We start from the raw sequence: 17872 nt of genomic DNA, 5'->3' as shown, positions 1-17872 counted from the left end.
CGGGATCGAAAATTGGAAATGCCCATCGTACGTAGCGAATGGTACGGAAGGACGGCCGGGTTGCCAGGCACCAAATTCATGGTGTCTATTCGGGTTCGGACGGCTCAGCAGCCGTCGTAGCTTGCTGGGCGGCCTTGTCCGCTGCCTGCGCGGCGGCACTGCCTGGACGTTTCCGTTGCACCCAGTTCTCGATGTTGCGTTGCGGGCCGGCGGAAACCGCCAATGCCCCCGGCGGCACGTCGTCACGCAACACGGTGCCCGCCCCGGTGTAGGCGCCGTCGCCGACGGTCACCGGTGCGACGAACATGGTGTCCGAGCCGGTGCGCACGTGTGAGCCGACGGTGGTGCGCCGCTTGGTCTGACCGTCGTAGTTGACGAACACGCTGGACGCCCCGATGTTGCTGTGCTCGCCGATGTCGGCGTCGCCGACGTAGGTCAAGTGCGGCACCTTGGTGCCGGTCCCGATGCTGGAGTTCTTGACCTCGACGAAGGCGCCCAGCTTGCCGTCGGCTCCCAGCACGGTGCCGGGGCGCAGGTAGGTGTACGGGCCGACCGTCGCGCCGCTGCCGATCGACGCCGAGTCGCCATGCGTGCGGATCACCGAGGCGCCGTCGCCGACGGTGACGTCGGTCAGCGTGGTGTCGGGGCCGACGACGCAGCCGCCCCCGATCTGGGTGCGGCCCAGCAGCTGGGTGCCCGGGTGCACGACGGTGTCGCGGCCGATCGTCACGTCGACGTCGATCCAGGTGGTGGCCGGATCGATCACGGTCACGCCGGCCATCTGATGGGCGGCGACGATGCGGCGGTTGAGCTCGGCGCCCAGCGCGGCGAGCTGGACGCGGTTGTTCACCCCGGCGACCAGCGCGCTGTCGTCGACGTGGCGGGCGTGCACCGGCAGGCCGTCGCCGCGCAGGATCGCGATGACGTCGGTCAGGTACAACTCCTGCTGGGCGTTGTCGGAGCTCAGCCGGCCGAGCGCTGAACGCAGCGCCGCGGCGTCGAAGGCGTAGACACCGGCGTTGACCTCGCCGATCTTGCGCTGCGAGTCCGTCGCGTCGGCTTCCTCCACGATCGCCATCACTTGGCCTTGCCGGGGGTCGTCGTGGGTGCGCAGAATGCGGCCGTAGCCGAATGGATCGCGCATCGTGGTGGTCAGCACCGTCGCGGCGGCCGAGACGGCGTGGTGGGTCGCGACCAGATCGGCCAGGGTGTCGGCGTCCAGCAGCGGAGTATCGCCCGAGGTGATCACGACGATGCCGGCGTAGTCCTGCGGCAGCGCGGACAGGCCGCAAAGCGCGGCGTGGCCGGTGCCGCGGGGGCGGTCCTGCAGGGCGACGTCGATCGGACGGCCCAGGGTCTCGGCGAGGTTGGCCACGATGGGTGCGATGCGCTGGTGTTCATGGCCCAGCACCACGACCAGCCGCTGCGGCGCCACCTTGGCGATCGCGTGCAGGGAGTGCGACAACATGCTGCGGCCGCCGATGGTGTGCAGCACCTTGGGGGTATCCGAGCGCATCCGGGTGCCGGGCCCGGCCGCTAGAACGACGACCGCAGTGTCACCGCGAAACGACATCGACTCTCCTCGTGCTGTGTCCCACGCCGGGCGGAACGCGCAAGCACCGCCACGCCGTCAAGACTGTCATTCACCTGCACCGGTGGCAAAAATCTCATCCCGTGCCCCCTGGCAGAACCAGCAACCGAAGCTCCGTCGCCAGGACTCGAACCTGAACTATCTGAACCAAAATCAGAGGTGCTGCCGATTACACCACGACGGACTGCAGATCACGGCCGACGGCGGCTAACCGCCAACCGCGCCACCAAGACTTTAGTCTGACGACGATGCGGACCGCTTGCGGTCCGTTGAGGAGTGGACACTTCAGCGCAGACGGTGTGCGAGACATTGGCGGCCCGCCGTCGAACCCGGGCAATTTCACCAGGTGAAACCGATACCCTGAGTAACGTGGCAGCCCCGGACAAAGAAGTGCGCGCGCCACGCGCCCGGATGACCGGCAGCGAGCGACGACACCAGTTGATCGGCATCGCGCGCTCACTTTTCGCCGAACGTGGCTACGACGGCACCTCGATCGAGGAGATCGCGCAGCGCGCCAACGTGTCCAAGCCCGTCGTCTACGAGCACTTCGGCGGCAAGGAGGGCCTGTACGCCGTCGTCGTCGACCGGGAGATGTCGGCGCTGCTGGACGGGATCACCTCGTCGCTGACCAACAACCGGTCCCGGGTGCGGGTCGAGCGCGTCGCGCTGGCGCTGCTCACCTACGTCGAGGAACGCACCGACGGCTTCCGCATCCTGATTCGCGACTCGCCCGCCGCGATCAGCACAGGCACCTACTCCAGCCTGCTCAACGACGCCGTCGGGCAGGTGTCCTCGATCCTGGCCGGCGACTTCGCCCGCCGCGGCCTGGATCCGGATCTGGCGCCGCTGTACGCGCAGGCGTTGGTGGGTTCGGTGTCGATGACCGCGCAGTGGTGGCTGGACACCCGGGAGCCCAAGAAAGAAGTCGTGGCCGCGCATCTGGTCAACCTGATGTGGAACGGCCTGACCCATCTCGAATCCGACCCCCGGCTGCAAGACGAGTAGCGCGCGAGCCAGCTCTGACCGCTCCGCGCGGCTCAGTCGACGGCAACCGGCCGAGCTGCGGGCCGGAGCAGGCGTGGCAACAGCATGCCGGTGCGGGCCCGGTAGGCGGCGAAGCCGGGAAGCCGCGACATGGAGCGGTCCTTCTTGATCATGTTGCGGATGAAGAACCCGAAGATCCACGCGAAATTGACGACGAACGGGACCCAGTGCCAGGAGATGATCGCGAAACCCATATAGGTCAAGATCTCGCCGAGATAGTTCGGGTTGCGGGTGCGGGCGAACAGGCCGGTGTCGATCAGACCGGAGCGCACCTGCAGGGTGTAGTACTTCTGCGCGTCGGAGACGTAATGCAGAAAGATCCCGAAGGTGAAAATCGAGACGCCGAGGCCGACCGCCCAGGCCGGCACGTCGGGGTGCAGCCAGGCCAGCAGTATCGGCGCGGCGTAGTACCCGGCGAGCGGAAAGAACACGAACACGATGCCGATCCAGATCGGCACCTGCTCGGCGAAACGGCGATCCGGGTAGGTGCGGCCCTTGATGAGCCACAGTATCGAGTAGGTGCCGTGCATCCCCAGGTACAGCCACATCGCGGTGGAGAAGTTGCCGAAGGTCAGCATGGCCGCCACCGTCACCGGAATGACCAGCGCCTTGTGCACATTGATGAACAGGCCGGTAGGCCGCGTTAGCGCCATACGCCGAAGCTAAGCCGGCGAACGCGCCGGTGGCAGGGGCGGAAGGCCTTTGCGCCAGGGCCATCGGTCAGCATCCGAGGGCCCCGGCCCGATTCAACCGCAGTCGCGTGCGAGCAGATCGGCGACCGTCTCGCGGCGAACCAGTTGCCGAACCCGGCCGTCCTTGACGGCCACCAGCGGCGGCCGGCACACCATGTTGTAGTTCGACGCCATGCTGTGGTGATACGACCCGGTGCACGCCACGGCCAGCAGGTCACCGGGATGCAGGTCCACCGGCAACTCGATATCGCGGGCGATCTCGTCGCCGGCCTCGCAGTGCCGGCCGGCCACCGTGACCCGCTGCTTGAGCCCCACCGAATGGCGGTTGGCCAACGTGACCGTGTACTGCGCGCCGTACAACGACACCCGGGGGTTGTCGCTCATGCCGCCGTCGACCGCGACGAAGGTGCGCCCACCCGGCTGCGTCTTGATCGAGCACACGCGATACAGCGTCACGCCGGCCCGGCCGCTGATCGCGCGACCGGGTTCCACCACGAGCCTCGGCCGCGGGAAATGCTGCCCGGCGCAGGCCTCGTCGAGTGCGTCTTCGAGGACGACGGCCAGGTCGTCGAGGTCGAGTTCGCGATCGCCCGGCAGGTAGGGGATCGCGTGGCCGCCGCCGATGTTCAGCTCGGTGAGGATGATTCCGTGCCGGGCCCGGATGTCGGCCATGGCGGCGATTGCCCGGTGGATGGCCTCGCCGTACAGCGCGGGGTCGGTGACCTGTGAGCCGATATGGCAGTGCAGCCCGACCAGGTCGAGGATCGGGTGCGCCAGCACTCGCCGCACCGCGTCGGCGGCATGATCCCCGGCGAGCGTGAAGCCGAATTTCTGGTCGCTGATACCGGTGGTGACCGCGCAGCGCCCATGGATGTCTTGCCAGGTGGGGGGGTCCGGGGTCACCCGGATCAGCACCGGTTGACTCTTGCGGGCGCATCCCGCCAAGTACGCGATCTCGATGCAGGAGTCCAGCACGACGCGCCCCACCCCGGCGTGCACCGCCTGCCGCAACTCCTCGGGCGATTTCGCGTTGCCGTGCATGATGATCCGGGCCGGATCCACCCCACCGGCCAGGGCGACCGCCAGCTCGCCGGCCGAGCAGACGTCGACGCCCAGGCCTTCTTCGCTGGCCCAGCGCGCCACCCCCGTGGTCAGCAGAGACTTTCCGGCGTAGACGATCTCAGCGATATTGGAGTCGCGCAGCACCTTGCGGTAACGGCGGGCGCGGTAGCGGAAATCTGTTTCGTCGATCACATAGGTGGGGGTGTGGAACTCATCGGCGATATCTGTCAGGGGTACGTTGCCGATGCAGAGCCGGCCGTCCTCGTCGGAATGCGTAGTGACAGGCCAGATCGCGGGATCCAGCCGTCGGGGCGCCGCCCGGCCAATCGAGGGCAACATGTCAAGCAATGTCATGACTTCAAAGTGCGCCCGGCCGGGCCCGCATGGCGGAATCCTTACGATCCCTTGACGGCCCCCGGCGCAATATTGACGTTGTTCGGTGCACTTTTCGCCGCACCTAGAATGGGTGCATCATGACCGCACCGGGGCCTGCTCGCCCAGAAACCCCGATCGCGGGGCTCGTTGAATTAGCGCTGACGGCGCCCACTTTCCAGCAGCTGGCCGCGGATGCGGCCGCTGCGCCGGCCCAACTGAACCTGGTCGGCCCGGCCAGCGCGCGCCTGTTCGTCGCCAGCGCCCTGGCGCGTCGCGGGCCGCTGCTCGTGGTCACCGCCACCGGGCGGGAAGCCGACGATCTGGGTGCCGAGCTGCGCGGCGTGTTCGGCGAGGCGGTGGCGGTGTTCCCGTCCTGGGAAACCCTGCCGCACGAACGCCTTTCGCCCGGCGTCGACACCGTCGGCGCCCGCTTGATGGTGCTGCGCCGGCTCGCGCATCCCGACGACACCACCCTGGGTCCGCCCTTACAGGTGGTGGTGACCGCCGCGCGTTCGCTGTTGCAGCCGATGACGCCGCGGCTGGGTCTTGTGGAACCGCTCACATTGCGCGCCGGCGTGGAAGTCGAATTCGAGAGCGTGATCACCCGGCTGGTCGAACTGGCCTACACCCGGGTCGACATGGTCGGCCGGCGCGGTGAATTCGCCGTTCGCGGTGGCATTCTCGACGTCTTCGCGCCCACCGCCGAACACCCGGTGCGCATTGAGTTCTGGGGCGACGAGGTCAGCGAGATGCGGATGTTCGCGGTCGCCGATCAGCGGTCCATCCCGGAGATCGAGGTCGGCACCTTCGTCGCCGTCGCCTGCCGTGAATTGCTGCGGACCGACGACGTGAAGGCCCGGGCCGCCGAGCTGCTGTCCCGCCATCCGGCGGCCGAGGGCGCGATCGCCGGCAGCGTCTCCGACATGCTGGCCAAGCTGTCCGAGGGCATCCCGGTCGACGGGATGGAGGCGCTGCAATCGGTGCTTCATCCCCCGGAAGATTCGGAAAATGGGGCTCATGCACTGCTGACCGATCAGCTGGCCGACGGCACCCCGGTGTTGCTGTGCGACCCGGAAAAGGTGCGCAGCCGCGCCGCCGACCTGATCAAAACCGGCCGCGAATTCCTCGAGGCGTCCTGGTCGGTCGCGGCGATGGGCACCTCAGAAGATCAAGCGCCGGTCGACGTCGAGGAACTGGGTGGGTCGGGCTTCGCCGAGCTGGACGATGTGGCGGCCGCCGCGGCCCAGGCCGGTCACCCGTGGTGGACGCTGAGTCAGCTGTCCGACGAGTCGGCGGTCGAGCTGGAGGTGCGGGCGGCGCCGTCGGCCCGCGGCCACCAGCACGACATCGAAAGCATCTTCGCGATGCTGCGCGCGCACGTGTCCACCGGCGGCTACGCCGTGATCGTCGCCCCCGGAACCGGTACCGCCCATCGTGTGGTGGAGCGGCTGGCCGAGTCCGACACCCCCGCCGCCATGCTGGACTGCGGTGCGGCGCCGCAGCCGGGCGTCGTGGGTGTACTCAAGGGACCGCTGCACGATGGCGTCGTGATTCCCGGCGCCAACCTCGTCGTCATCACCGAGACCGACCTGACCGGCAACCGGGCGACGTCGCCGGAAGGCAAGCGGCTGGCGGCCAAGCGGCGCAACACCGTCGACCCGCTGGCGCTGACCGCCGGCGACCTGGTGGTCCACGACCAGCACGGCATCGGGCGGTTCGTCGAGATGACCGAACGGACCGTCGGCGGGGCCCGCCGCGAATATCTGGTGCTGGAATACGCCTCGAGCAAGAGGGGCGGCGGTTCCGACAAGCTGTATGTCCCGATGGACTCGCTGGACCAGCTCTCCAGGTACGTGGGCGGGCAGGCGCCGGCGCTGAGCAAGCTCGGTGGCAGCGACTGGACCAACACCAAGACCAAGGCCCGTCGCGCGGTGCGCGAGATCGCCGGCGAGCTGGTGTCGCTGTACGCCAAGCGGCAGGCCAGCCCCGGCCACGCGTTCGCTCCGGACACCCCGTGGCAGGCCGAGATGGAGGACGCGTTCGGTTTCACCGAGACCGTCGACCAGCTGACCGCGATCACCGAGGTCAAGTCCGACATGGAGAAGCCGATCCCGATGGACCGGGTGATCTGCGGTGACGTCGGCTACGGCAAGACCGAGATCGCGGTGCGGGCGGCATTCAAGGCCGTCCAGGACGGCAAGCAGGTCGCGGTGCTGGTGCCCACCACGCTGCTCGCCGACCAGCATTTGCAGACGTTCAGCGATCGGATGGCCGGCTTCCCGGTGACCGTCAAGGGGTTGTCCCGCTTCACCGACACAGGCGAGTCCCGCGCCGTGATCGACGGCCTGGCCGACGGGTCGGTGGACGTCGTGATCGGCACGCATCGACTGCTGCAGACCGGGGTGCGCTGGAAGGACCTGGGCCTGGTGGTCGTCGACGAGGAGCAGCGCTTCGGCGTCGAGCACAAGGAACACATCAAGAGCCTGCGCACCCACGTCGACGTGCTGACGATGAGTGCCACCCCGATCCCGCGCACCCTGGAGATGAGCCTGGCCGGGATCCGCGAGATGTCGACGATCCTGACGCCGCCCGAAGAGCGCTACCCGGTGCTGACCTATGTGGGCCCGCACGACGACAAGCAGGTGGCGGCGGCGTTGCGGCGCGAGTTGCTCCGCGACGGCCAGGCCTTCTACGTGCACAACCGGGTCAGTTCGATCGACTCGGCCGCGGCCCGGCTGCGCGACATGGTGCCGGAGGCGCGTGTCGTGGTCGCGCACGGCCAGATGCCCGAGGAGCTGCTGGAACGCACCGTGCAGGGGTTCTGGAACCGCGACTACGACATCCTGGTGTGCACCACGATCATCGAGACCGGCCTGGACATCTCCAACGCGAACACGCTGATCGTCGAGCGCTCCGACACCTTCGGGCTGTCCCAGCTGCACCAGCTGCGGGGCCGGGTCGGCCGCAGCCGGGAACGCGGCTACGCCTACTTCCTCTATCCGCCGCACGTGCCGTTGACCGAGACGGCCTACGACCGGTTGGCGACCATCGCCCAGAACAACGAGCTGGGCGCCGGGATGGCCGTCGCGCTGAAGGACCTCGAGATCCGCGGCGCCGGCAACGTGCTCGGTGTCGAGCAGTCCGGGCACGTCGCCGGGGTCGGCTTCGACCTGTATGTGCGGTTGGTGGGCGAGGCCGTCGAGGCGTACAAGGCGGCCGCCGACGGGGAGACCGTCAGCACCGCCGAAGAGCCCAAAGATGTGCGCATCGACCTGCCGGTGGACGCGCACCTGCCGCCGGACTACATCGCCAGTGACCGGCTGCGGCTGGAGGGTTACCGCCGCCTGGCCGCCGCGCCCGACGACGCGGCCGTCGACGCCGTCGTCGAGGAGCTGACCGACCGCTATGGCGCGCTGCCCGAACCGGCCCTGCGGCTGGTGGCGGTGGCGCGGTTGCGGCTGCTGTGCCGCGCTTCGGGCATCACCGAGGTATCGGCCCCATCTGCGGCGACGGTGCGGCTGTCGCCGATCACGCTGCTAGATTCTGCCCAGGTGCGGCTCAAGCGGATGTATCCGGCCGCCAACTACCGCGCCACGACGTCCACGGTGCAGGTTCCGATTCCGCGAGCCGGCGGCTCCACCAGTTTGGGAGGCGCGCCGCGGCTTCGCGATGTCGAGTTGGTGCAGATGGTGGCCAACTTGGTGACGGCTTTACAGGGGAAACCGCAGCAAGAAATTGGTATAACGAGTTCGTCACCTGCGCCGATGACCAGGGAGGAGCGACAAGCGTGATCGTCGTGTTGTTCGATCCCCGTCGGCCATCTCTGGTACCCGTCGAGGCGATCGAGCACCTGACCGGTGAGATCCAGTACACCGAGGAGATGCCCGTCGCGGTGCCCTGGTCGTTGGCTTCCGCGCGTCCGGTGGACACCGGGGGCCCCGATGATCCCGCGCCGGTGTTGCTGTCGTCGGACCCCGAGCACCCCGCCGTGACCGCGCGGCTGGCCGCCGGCGCCCGGCTGATCTCGGCGCCGGACACGCCGCGCGGTGAACGTCTCGTCGACGCCGTCGCGATGATGGACAAATTGCGGACCGCCGGGCCGTGGGAAAGCGAGCAAACCCACGATTCCCTGCGCCGGTTCCTGCTGGAGGAGACCTACGAGCTGCTGGACGCGGTCCGCAGCGGCAACGCCGAGGCGCTGCGCGAAGAGCTCGGAGATGTGTTGCTGCAGGTGCTGTTCCATGCCCGCATCGCCGAGGAGGCGCGCCAGTTCCCGTTCGACATCGACGACGTCGCCGCCACGCTGATGCGCAAGCTGGGCAACCGTGTGCCGGGAGTGCTTGCAGGACAATCGATTTCGCTCGAAGAACAACTGGCCCAATGGGAAGAGCGCAAAGCCGCTGAGAAACCCCGCAATTCGGTGATGGATGACGTCCATACCGGCCAGCCGGCGTTAGCGCTGGCGCAGAAGGTGATTGCGCGCGCGCATGCGGCCGGCTTGCCCGCCGATCTGATTCCCGCCGAGATCACCTCCATCTCGGTGTCGACGGATGTCGACGCGGAAAGTGTGCTGCGGACCCGCGTTCTGGAATTCGTGGACATGGTCCGCGCGGTCGAGCGCTCGATCGCCGCCACGCGCCGCGGGGACACCGTGCCCGAAGAGTTCGACGTGGCCCCGCTGGGCGAGGTCACCGAGGCGGAGTGGCGCGAGCACTGGCCATCCGAGGTGGCCGCCGAACTCGAGCCCGAGGCAGCGGACGAGGACTTCGAGGACGAGGACGTCGACGCTGATTCGGAACACGACGAGTCCGAAGACGAGTCCGAGGACGACGAGTCCGAAGACGACGATGGGAGCGAGGACGCGCAGACCGACGGCGAGACCGGCAAAGAATCCAAGAAGTCCGGCAAAGGCACCAAGCGGAGCCGAGACCGAGGCTGATGCCGGTTTGAATCGCGTTCGCATCTTTACCGGTCAGCGATCGCCGCGATGTTTGCCGTTTTCCGTGGTCACCACGGGTAATGTGGCTTGTGAGTTGGTGAATCCCGGTAGTCGGCACTGTTCGCGCTTTGCTAGCCAGGGCAAGCGGCAGCTAAGCGACGAACTGACCGAAACCGCGTTCGCCGGCTCAATGCGACCGGATACTCCGAAAGGTCATGGGACGATAATCATTGGGTGACGTTGGTGTAGGGGAAGTTAAGGGGAACGTGGTGTCGCCGAGGCGCTGGTTGCGGGCGGCCGCCGTGATAGGCGCGACCGCGATGCTGATGGCCTCCAGCTGCACCTGGCAACTCAGCCTGTTCATCCCCGCGGGTGTGCCGCCGCCATTCGGGGATCCGGTGCCCGCGGTGAACACTCACGCCAGCGGCCGGCCCGCAGATCAGTTGCGGGACTGGGCGCGGCCTCGCGCCGCGGCCCTGGAAATCCCGCTGATCGCCCTGGAGGCCTACGCGTACGCGGCCCGCGTCGCCGAGGTGGAAAACCCGAAGTGCCACATCGCGTGGACGACGCTGGCCGGCATCGGGCAGGTCGAGAGCCACCACGGCACCTATCGCGGCGCCACGCTGTCGCCCAACGGGGATGTGAATCCACCCATCCGGGGTGTCCAGCTGGACGGCAGCGGTGGCAACCTGCGCATTGTCGAGGCCGCGCAAGACACCACGGACAGCCAGCCCGCGATAGCCCGCGCGATGGGGCCCATGCAGTTCATTCCGGAGACCTGGCGGCTGTACGGGGTCGACGCCCACAACGACGGCCGTCTCAGCCCGGACAACATCGACGACGCCGCCCTGGCGGCGGCAGGGTACTTATGTTGGCGCGGAAAGGATCTCGCGACGGCCCGTGGATGGGTCACCGCGCTGCGCGCCTATAACAACTCCGGGGTCTACGCGCGTGCGGTCCGTGACTGGGCGACCGCCTATGCGGCGGGTCACCCGCTGTAGAAGGATGAACCACTGTCCCAGGCTTTAGGCTGAAGGCCGTCCCGGGGCAGGCATCAGCTACCAGCAAGGAGATCCTAGTGCCGATTATCGAGCAGGTCGGGGCCCGCGAGATCCTCGATTCCCGAGGTAACCCGACCGTCGAGGTCGAGATAGCCCTGATCGACGGAACGTTCGCCCGCGCGGCGGTGCCGTCCGGCGCGTCGACGGGCGAGCACGAGGCCGTCGAGCTACGCGACGGCGGCGAGCGCTACGGCGGCAAGGGCGTGGACAAGGCCGTGCAGGCCGTGCTCGACGAGATCGGCCCGGCCGTGATCGGACTCAATGCCGACGACCAGCGGCTGGTCGACCAGGCGCTGGTGGATCTGGACGGCACCCCGGACAAGTCCCGGCTCGGCGCCAACTCGATCCTGGGTGTGTCGCTGGCCGTCGCCAAGGCCGCCGCCGACTCGGCCGAGCTGCCGCTGTTCCGCTATCTCGGCGGGCCCAACGCGCACATCCTGCCGGTGCCGATGATGAACATCCTCAACGGCGGCGCGCACGCCGACACCGGCGTTGACGTCCAGGAGTTCATGGTCGCGCCGATCGGCGCGCCGAGCTTCAAGGAAGCGCTGCGCTGGGGTGCCGAGGTGTACCACTCGCTGAAGTCGGTGCTCAAGAAGCAGGGCCTGAGCACCGGGCTGGGTGACGAGGGCGGTTTCGCGCCCGACGTCGCGGGCACCAAGGCGGCGCTCGACCTGATCCTGTCGGCGATCGAAGCTACCGGCTTCAAGACGGGATCCGACGTGGCCCTGGCGCTCGACGTGGCGGCCACCGAATTCTTCACTGACGGTGAGGGTTACAGCTTCGAGAAACAGACCCGCAGCGCCGAGCAGATGTCCGAGTTCTACGCGAGCTTGCTCGACGCCTACCCGCTGGTTTCCCTCGAGGATCCGCTGTCCGAGGACGACTGGGACGGATGGGTGGCGTTGACGACGGCCATCGGTGACCGCGTGCAGATCGTCGGCGATGACCTGTTCGTCACCAACCCGGAACGCCTCGAAGAAGGCATCGAACGCGGTGCCGGCAACGCGCTGCTGGTCAAGGTGAACCAAATCGGCACGCTGACCGAGACGCTCGACGCCGTCGCGCTCGCTCACCACAGCGGGTACCGCACGATGATGAGCCACCGCAGCGGCGAGACCGAGGACACCACGATCGCCGATCTGGCGGTCGCCGTCGGCAGCGGGCAGATCAAGACCGGCGCACCGGCCCGCAGCGAGCGGGTCGCCAAATACAACCAGCTGCTGCGCATCGAGGAAGCCCTCGGTGACGCCGCCCGCTACGCCGGCGATCTGGCCTTCCCGCGCTACGCACTGGATGTGAAATAGCTTGACAGTCAACGGAAAACACGGCTAGGCGTCCGATGCCCGACGCGAAACGGCCAGATCCGAAGCGCCGCTCCCCGGCATCGCGCCCGGGGAAGGCCGGCGATTCGGTCCGGCGGGGTCGGGCCGCCAAACCGTCGTCCAAGCCGTCGTCGCGCACGTCGAAACTCACGCAGAACGCCGCCGCTGCCCGCACGACGGCCGAGCACATCGTCGAACCCATCAAGCGCCAGATCGCCGAGTCCGTCGAGCAGCGATCCGAGCAGCGGCTCGGTTTCACCGCGCGGCGCGCGGCGGTGCTGGCCGCAGTGGTGTGCGTGCTGACGTTGACGATCGCGGGACCCGTGCGCACCTATTTCGCGCAGCGCACCGAGATGGCGCAGCTGAACGCCAGTGAAGCGGCGCTGCGCCGGCAGATCGCCGACCTCGAGCAAAAGAAGGTCAAGCTCGGCGATCCGGCGTATATCGCGGCGCAGGCCCGCGAGCGCCTGGGCTTCGTGATGCCGGGGGACACGCCGTTCCAGGTCCAGCTTCCCCCCGGCGCGGCGGCGTCCCCCCAGCCGGGCGCCGAGACGGCGAAGCCGTCGAGCAGTGCGCCGTGGTACTCCTCGCTGTGGCACACCATCGCCGACGCGCCGCACCTGCCACCGGCCAGTACTCCGGGGCCGCCGGCCGGACCCGGGCAGTCCGCGCCGCCGCCGGAATCACCGAAGCCCACGAGTCCCGGTGGTTGATCGTGCCGACTCCGAAGCGGTGGCACGCCAACTCGGTCGCGAGCCGCGCGGTGTGCTGGAGATCGCCTACCGGTGCCCCAACGGCGAGCCCGGCGTGGTTAAGACCGCGCCGAAACTTCCTGACGGAACACCGTTTCCGACGTTGTATTACCTGACGCATCCCGCGCTCACCGCGGCCGCGAGCAGGCTGGAGACCACGGGGCTGATGCGGGATATGACCGAGCGGCTGGGGACGAACCCCGAACTGGCCGCCGCGTATCGACGGGCACACGAGTCGTATCTGGCCGAGCGGGACGCGATCGAACCGCTCGGGACGACGTTCTCCGGCGGCGGGATGCCGGATCGGGTCAAATGCCTGCACGTGCTGATCGCGCATGCGCTGGCCAAGGGGCCCGGGGTCAATCCGCTGGGCGACGAGGCGGTGGCGTTGCTGGCCGCCGAGCCGGCCATGGCCACGATCCTGGACGGTGAGTTGTGGCGCTGAGAGCAGCCGGTGTCGACTGCGGCACCAACTCGATCCGGTTGCTGATCGCCGACGTCTCCGACGGGCGGCTGACCGACGTGCACCGCGAGACCCGGATCGTGCGCCTGGGTCAGGGTGTCGACGCCACGGGTCAGTTCGCCCCCGAGGCGATCGAGCGAGCCAGGGTCGCGCTCGCCGACTATGCGGAGCAGATGAAAGCCCATGGCGTGCAACGGGTTCGGATGGTTGCTACCTCGGCCGCCCGCGATGTAAGCAACCGCGACGACTTCTTCGCGATGACCGCCGGCGTGCTGGGCACGGTGCTGCCCGGCACCCTCGCCGAGGTGATCACCGGAGCCGAAGAGGCCGAGCTGTCGTTCCGCGGCGCGGTCGGTGAATTAGACAGCGCCCGTGGGCCTTTCGTTGTCGTCGACTTGGGCGGTGGCTCGACAGAGATTGTGCTGGGCGCCGACCGGGTGATCGCGAGCTACTCGGCCGACATCGGCTGCGTCCGGCTGACCGAACGTTGCCTGCACTCCGATCCGCCGACGCCCGCGGAAGTGGACGCCGCGCGTGCGTTCGTGCGCGAGCGGCTCGAGCCCGCGCTGCGGTCCGTACCGGTCGAGGGAGCCCGGACCTGGGTCGGACTGGCCGGCACGATGACCACGCTGTCGGCGCTCGCGCACAACATGGCGACCTATGATGCTGCGGCCATTCATCTTTCGCGGGTCACCGGCGATGACTTGGTGGCGGTGTGCGAGAAGCTGATCGGCATGACACGAGCGCAGCGCGTCGCACTGGCGCCGATGCACGAGGGTCGCGCTGATGTGATCGGCGGCGGCGCGATCGTGGTGCAGGAGCTGGCCCGTGAATTGCGCGCCCGGGCCGGTATCGACGAGTTGACGGTCAGCGAGCATGACATCCTCGACGGCATCGTGCTCTCGATCGCCGGGTAAGTTCACACCAGTCACCCCCGCCCCTGGAATTCGGCACACTTTTTGCCCGCCTCACAGCGACAACTGTGGCGGGTGTGAGACCGGTGTGGCACTGTTCCGCTTCAAGGAATCAAACTCCGCTATGTGCTCACGTGGCAGCTGGCGCTTGCGTGGCGGGCAGCGGCGAAGTTGTCGCTATGAGGCGGGCAAAACGCTTATTCCTCGGGCGGCGTGTGACAGATTCGGCTTAGGCCTCGAAGCGGTAGCCCATGCCCGATTCGGTCAGCAGGTGTTTGGGATGCGACGGGTCGTCTTCGAGTTTGCGCCGCAACTGAGCGAGATATACACGCAGGTAATGGGTTTCGGTGGCGTACGCCGGGCCCCACACCTCTTTGAGTAATTCCTCGCGGCCGACCAGCTTCCCGCGATTGCGCACCAGCACCTCGAGCATGCCCCATTCGGTCGGGGTGAGGTGCACCTCGGCGCCGTTCTTGGTCACCTTCTTAGCGGCCAGGTCGACGGTGAACGTGTCGGTTTCGACCACCGGCTCGTCCAACTCGGAGGCTGCGGCGTTGCGGCGCACCGCGGCCCGCAGCCGAGCCAGAAATTCGTCCATCCCAAAGGGTTTCGTGACGTAGTCGTCAGCACCGGCGTCCAGCGCCTCGACCTTGTCGGAAGAGTCGGTGCGCGCGGACAACACGATCACCGGCGCCGTCAGCCACCCGCGCAGACCGGCGAGCACTTCGATACCCGAGACGTCGGGCAGGCCGAGATCGAGGATCACCACGTCGGGTTTGTGTTCGGCCGCGGCGCGCAGGGCGCCGGCACCGGTCGCCGCGGTGACGACCTCGTAACCACGCACCGACAAGTTGATGCGCAGCGCACGCAGAATGTGCGGCTCGTCGTCGATCACCAGGACCCGGGTCATCAGCGCCGCTCCTCCTCATCGCTGCGCTCTGCATCGTCGCCGGCGCGGGTCATCAGCGCCGCTCCTCCTCATCGCTGCGCTCTGCATCGTCGCCGGCGCGGGTCATCAGCGCCGCTCCTCCTCATCGCTGCGCTCTGCATCGTCGCCGGCGCGGGTCATCGGACACCAATCGGTTGTGGCGGTGCAGCCAATTCTACGACGACGGTGAGTCCACCCCCAGGAGTGTCGCCCGCCGCGATGCTGCCTCCCATGGCTTCCACGAAGCCGCGTGCCACCGACATCCCCAGTCCCACACCGGTGGTGTTGTCGTGATCGCCCAGCCGCTGGAACGCCTCGAAGATCTGATCCTCGGCTCCGTGCGGGATTCCGGGGCCCTCGTCGATCACGTTGATCAGCACCCGATCTGCGACCCGCCCGGCGTTGACCCGGACCACGCAGTTGGGCGCGTAGCGCAGCGCGTTGTCGATCAGGTTGGCGAGCACCCGTTCCAATAGTCCGGGATCCGCCATCGCCACCGCGTCGCCCACGTCGACCTTGACCCGGTCGATCGCGGATCGGTAGAAGCCGGTGGCGCCCTTGCCGATACTGACCAGCGCACGTTGCACGGTTTCCTCGAGATAGACCATCCGCAGGTCCGGGCGGACCACACCCGCTGCCAGACGCGAAGAATCAAGCAGGTTTCCGACCAAGGCGGTCAGCTGGTCGATGGATTCCTCGATGGTGGCCAGCAATTCGGCGGTGTCCTGGGCGGAGAACGCGACATCTTCGGCGCGCAGACTGGACACCGCGACCTTGGCCGCCGCCAGCGGGGTACGCAGGTCGTGGCTGACCGCCGAGAGCAGCGAGCGCCGCAGCTCGTCGGCCCGCACGATGGCCTCGGCTCGGCTGGCCTCCTCGGCCAGCTCGCCCTGACGGATCAGGCCGGCGGCCTGCTTGGCCACCGCGGTCAGCACCCTGCGGTCGCGGGCGGACAGCTTGCGTCCCGCCATCAGCATCCAGAACTCGTCGTCACCGACCTCGATCGCGGTATCCGCGGAATCGACGGTCACACAAGGATCTTTGCCCACGCAGGCGACGATGTAACTCTTCTTGCCGGCGGCGCGGTCTTCCTCACCGGGCTCGCGCAGCATGCTCACCGCGCGCTGCGAGTAGGTCTCGCGCACCCGTTCCAGCAAGGTCTCGAGGTCCGCGCCGCGCAGCACCGAACCCGCGAACAGCGTCAGCAGCTCGGCTTCCTGAGCCGCCAGCCGGGCTTCGCGGGTGCGCTTGTTGGCGAAGTCGACGAGCACCGCGACCGCGACGGCGATCAGCAACAGCACCAATTCGGTGATGGCACTGTTGGGTTCGGCGATCGTGAAGCTGTGCCGGGGAGCAATGAGGAAGTAATTCAGCAGCAGCCCGGACAGCACCGCCGAAAGGGCCGCCGGCGCAACGCCTCCCAGCAGACCCACCAGCAGCACCCCGACGAAGAACAACGCACTTTCCCCGCCGGTGTCCAGATAGGGGTCCAGCATCGTCACCGTGACGGCACAAATGAGCGAGGGCACGATGATCGCGGCCAGCCAAGAGGCGATGCGTCGCTCACGAGGGGCAAACGACGCGAAATGAAAGCCCCGCTTGGATTCCTCGTGGGTGACGATGTGCACGTCGATCTTGCCCGACTGCTGGACGACGGTCGTGCCGATACCCTCCTCGAAGATGCGGGCCCATCGGGACCGTCGTGAGGTGCCGATCACCAACTGGGTGGCGTTCATCTCGCGGGCGAAATCCAATAGCGCGGTGGGGACGTCGTCACCGATCACGGTGTGCACCGACGCGTCCAGACTGTTGGCAAGTTCGCGGATCTTGTGCATCCGGGTTTCCGACAGACCGGCCAGCCCGTCGCCCCGGATGACATGCACGACCATCAACTCGGCACTGGATTTCGATGCGATGCGCGAGGCCCGCCGAACCAAAGTTTCCGATTCCGGACCACCGGTGACCGCCACGACGACGCGCTCGCGTGCCTCCCACATGTCGGTGATCTTGTTCTCCGCGCGGTACTTCGCCAGGGCGGTATCCACCTGATCGGCCAGCCACAACAGCGCTAATTCCCTTAGGGCCGTGAGATTTCCGCGACGGAAGTAGTTAGAAAGCGCCGCGTCGATCCTGGCTGGGGCGTAGACATTGCCGTGAGATAACCTGCGCCGCAGTGCTTCCGGCGTGATATCGATGAGCTCGACCTGCGAGGCTTCTCGGACGATGGAGTCCGGAATCGTTTCTTGTTGTTCGATGCCCGTGATTTGGGCGACGACGTCGTTGAGGCTTTCCAAGTGCTGGACGTTGACGGTAGAGATCACCGCGATACCGGCATCGAGAAGTTCTTCGACGTCCTGCCAGCGTTTGTGATTCTTGCTGCCCGGCGTATTGGTATGGGCGAGCTCGTCGACCAGCACGACCTGCGGATGTCGCGCCAGAACGGCGGGCACGTCGAGCTCCGGGAACCTGCTACCGCGGTAATCGATATAACGCGGTGGAATCGTCTCGATGCCCTCAAGCATCGCAGCGGTTTTCGCGCGCCCATGAGTCTCCACCACGGCCGCGACCAGGTCGGTGCCGCGTTCCAGCCGCCGGTGTGCCTCACCCAGCATCGCGTACGTCTTACCTACCCCCGGCGCCGCACCGAGGTAGATGCGGAGCTCGCCCCGCTTGGGACGGTGGTCGTGGAGGGAGACGTCGCTCACGTCAACCATCATCCCCCTGTG

General features: G+C 67.6%; 13 protein-coding genes, 1 tRNA gene and 1 pseudogene. 8 read left to right on the top strand and 7 right to left on the bottom strand.

Translation table 11 applies throughout. The features are described 5' to 3' along the window. Positions 1-85: 85 nt before the first annotated feature. Positions 86-1573: a bifunctional UDP-N-acetylglucosamine diphosphorylase/glucosamine-1-phosphate N-acetyltransferase GlmU gene (glmU, locus tag MAAFP003_RS22085; RefSeq protein WP_096289837.1), complete on the bottom strand. Its 1488-nt coding sequence runs from the start codon at positions 1571-1573 to the stop codon at positions 86-88. A gap of 130 nt (positions 1574-1703) precedes the next feature. After that, a tRNA-Gln gene (locus MAAFP003_RS22080) sits at positions 1704-1775 on the bottom strand. Positions 1776-2002: 227 nt separating this feature from the next. Between MAAFP003_RS22080 and MAAFP003_RS22075 the strand changes: the two genes are divergently transcribed. Then, positions 2003-2596, top strand: a complete 594-nt coding sequence (locus MAAFP003_RS22075; protein ID WP_036472997.1) for a TetR/AcrR family transcriptional regulator — start codon at positions 2003-2005, stop codon at positions 2594-2596. Between the two features lie 32 nt (positions 2597-2628). Here the strand turns inward: MAAFP003_RS22075 and MAAFP003_RS22070 are convergent, their stop codons facing one another. Both MAAFP003_RS22070 and lysA read right to left on the bottom strand, forming a co-directional pair. After that, a complete protein-coding gene (locus tag MAAFP003_RS22070; RefSeq protein ID WP_096289836.1) occupies positions 2629-3288 on the bottom strand; it encodes a DUF1295 domain-containing protein in 660 nt (219 codons plus the stop codon). 93 nt (positions 3289-3381) lie between these two features. Continuing rightward, the gene (gene lysA / locus MAAFP003_RS22065; RefSeq protein ID WP_096289835.1) at positions 3382-4743 is read right to left on the bottom strand and encodes a diaminopimelate decarboxylase; all 1362 of its coding nucleotides are present in this window, start codon (positions 4741-4743) and stop codon (positions 3382-3384) included. 119 nt (positions 4744-4862) lie between these two features. On the opposite strand from lysA, the gene mfd reads away from it, so the two are divergent. From mfd to MAAFP003_RS22030, 7 genes are all read left to right on the top strand, one after another. Next, complete coding sequence (gene mfd / locus MAAFP003_RS22060) at positions 4863-8555, top strand: transcription-repair coupling factor (RefSeq protein WP_096289834.1); 3693 nt, start codon at positions 4863-4865, stop codon at positions 8553-8555. Beyond that, positions 8552-9703, top strand: coding sequence for a nucleoside triphosphate pyrophosphohydrolase (locus MAAFP003_RS22055; protein WP_096289833.1), 1152 nt, complete (start codon positions 8552-8554; stop codon positions 9701-9703). Before mfd ends, MAAFP003_RS22055 begins: the two co-directional genes overlap by 4 nt. 269 nt (positions 9704-9972) lie before the next feature. Continuing rightward, the gene (locus MAAFP003_RS22050; RefSeq protein ID WP_096291337.1) at positions 9973-10704 is read left to right on the top strand and encodes a lytic transglycosylase domain-containing protein; all 732 of its coding nucleotides are present in this window, start codon (positions 9973-9975) and stop codon (positions 10702-10704) included. Positions 10705-10781: 77 nt separating this feature from the next. Then, a complete protein-coding gene (gene eno / locus MAAFP003_RS22045) occupies positions 10782-12071 on the top strand; it encodes a phosphopyruvate hydratase (RefSeq protein ID WP_096289832.1) in 1290 nt (429 codons plus the stop codon). 35 nt (positions 12072-12106) lie between these two features. Then, complete coding sequence (locus MAAFP003_RS22040; protein WP_096289831.1) at positions 12107-12802, top strand: FtsB family cell division protein; 696 nt, start codon at positions 12107-12109, stop codon at positions 12800-12802. Next, positions 12795-13286 (top strand): DUF501 domain-containing protein, encoded by a 492-nt coding sequence (locus MAAFP003_RS22035; RefSeq protein WP_096289830.1) that lies wholly within the window; start codon positions 12795-12797, stop codon positions 13284-13286. Before MAAFP003_RS22040 ends, MAAFP003_RS22035 begins: the two co-directional genes overlap by 8 nt. Next, on the top strand, positions 13277-14221 hold the full coding sequence (locus tag MAAFP003_RS22030; RefSeq protein ID WP_096289829.1) for a Ppx/GppA phosphatase family protein: 945 nt from the start codon (positions 13277-13279) through the stop codon (positions 14219-14221). The genes MAAFP003_RS22035 and MAAFP003_RS22030 overlap by 10 nt, the downstream gene beginning before the upstream one ends. Before the next feature lie 226 nt (positions 14222-14447). Here the strand turns inward: MAAFP003_RS22030 and MAAFP003_RS22025 are convergent, their stop codons facing one another. The 3 genes and pseudogenes from MAAFP003_RS22025 to MAAFP003_RS22015 form a co-directional block, all read right to left on the bottom strand. Beyond that, on the bottom strand, positions 14448-15128 hold the full coding sequence (locus tag MAAFP003_RS22025; protein WP_096289828.1) for a response regulator: 681 nt from the start codon (positions 15126-15128) through the stop codon (positions 14448-14450). Between the two features lie 66 nt (positions 15129-15194). Further along, positions 15195-15268 (bottom strand): annotated as a pseudogene (locus tag MAAFP003_RS30155) (hypothetical protein); the annotation flags it as partial. Positions 15269-15283: 15 nt separating this feature from the next. Further along, positions 15284-17863 (bottom strand): sensor histidine kinase, encoded by a 2580-nt coding sequence (locus MAAFP003_RS22015; protein WP_096289827.1) that lies wholly within the window; start codon positions 17861-17863, stop codon positions 15284-15286. Positions 17864-17872 lie beyond the last annotated feature (9 nt).

Origin of the sequence: Mycobacterium ahvazicum (assembly GCF_900176255.2) — a bacterium.
In the GTDB taxonomy this organism is placed as follows: domain Bacteria; phylum Actinomycetota; class Actinomycetes; order Mycobacteriales; family Mycobacteriaceae; genus Mycobacterium; species Mycobacterium ahvazicum.
This window is presented reverse-complemented; position numbering and strand designations above follow the sequence as displayed.

What these genes read in the sequence shown, in the direction of transcription:
- MAAFP003_RS22070 (WP_096289836.1), bottom strand. Translation starts at nt 3,288, where the DNA reads ATGGCGCTAACGCGGCCTACCGGCCTGTTCATCAATGTGCACAAGGCG.
- mfd (WP_096289834.1), top strand. Translation starts at nt 4,863, where the DNA reads ATGACCGCACCGGGGCCTGCTCGCCCAGAAACCCCGATCGCGGGGCTC.
- MAAFP003_RS22025 (WP_096289828.1), bottom strand. Translation starts at nt 15,128, where the DNA reads ATGACCCGGGTCCTGGTGATCGACGACGAGCCGCACATTCTGCGTGCG.
- glmU (WP_096289837.1), bottom strand. Translation starts at nt 1,573, where the DNA reads ATGTCGTTTCGCGGTGACACTGCGGTCGTCGTTCTAGCGGCCGGGCCC.
- MAAFP003_RS22075 (WP_036472997.1), top strand. Translation starts at nt 2,003, where the DNA reads ATGACCGGCAGCGAGCGACGACACCAGTTGATCGGCATCGCGCGCTCA.
- lysA (WP_096289835.1), bottom strand. Translation starts at nt 4,743, where the DNA reads ATGACATTGCTTGACATGTTGCCCTCGATTGGCCGGGCGGCGCCCCGA.
- MAAFP003_RS22040 (WP_096289831.1), top strand. Translation starts at nt 12,107, where the DNA reads ATGCCCGACGCGAAACGGCCAGATCCGAAGCGCCGCTCCCCGGCATCG.
- MAAFP003_RS22015 (WP_096289827.1), bottom strand. Translation starts at nt 17,863, where the DNA reads ATGATGGTTGACGTGAGCGACGTCTCCCTCCACGACCACCGTCCCAAG.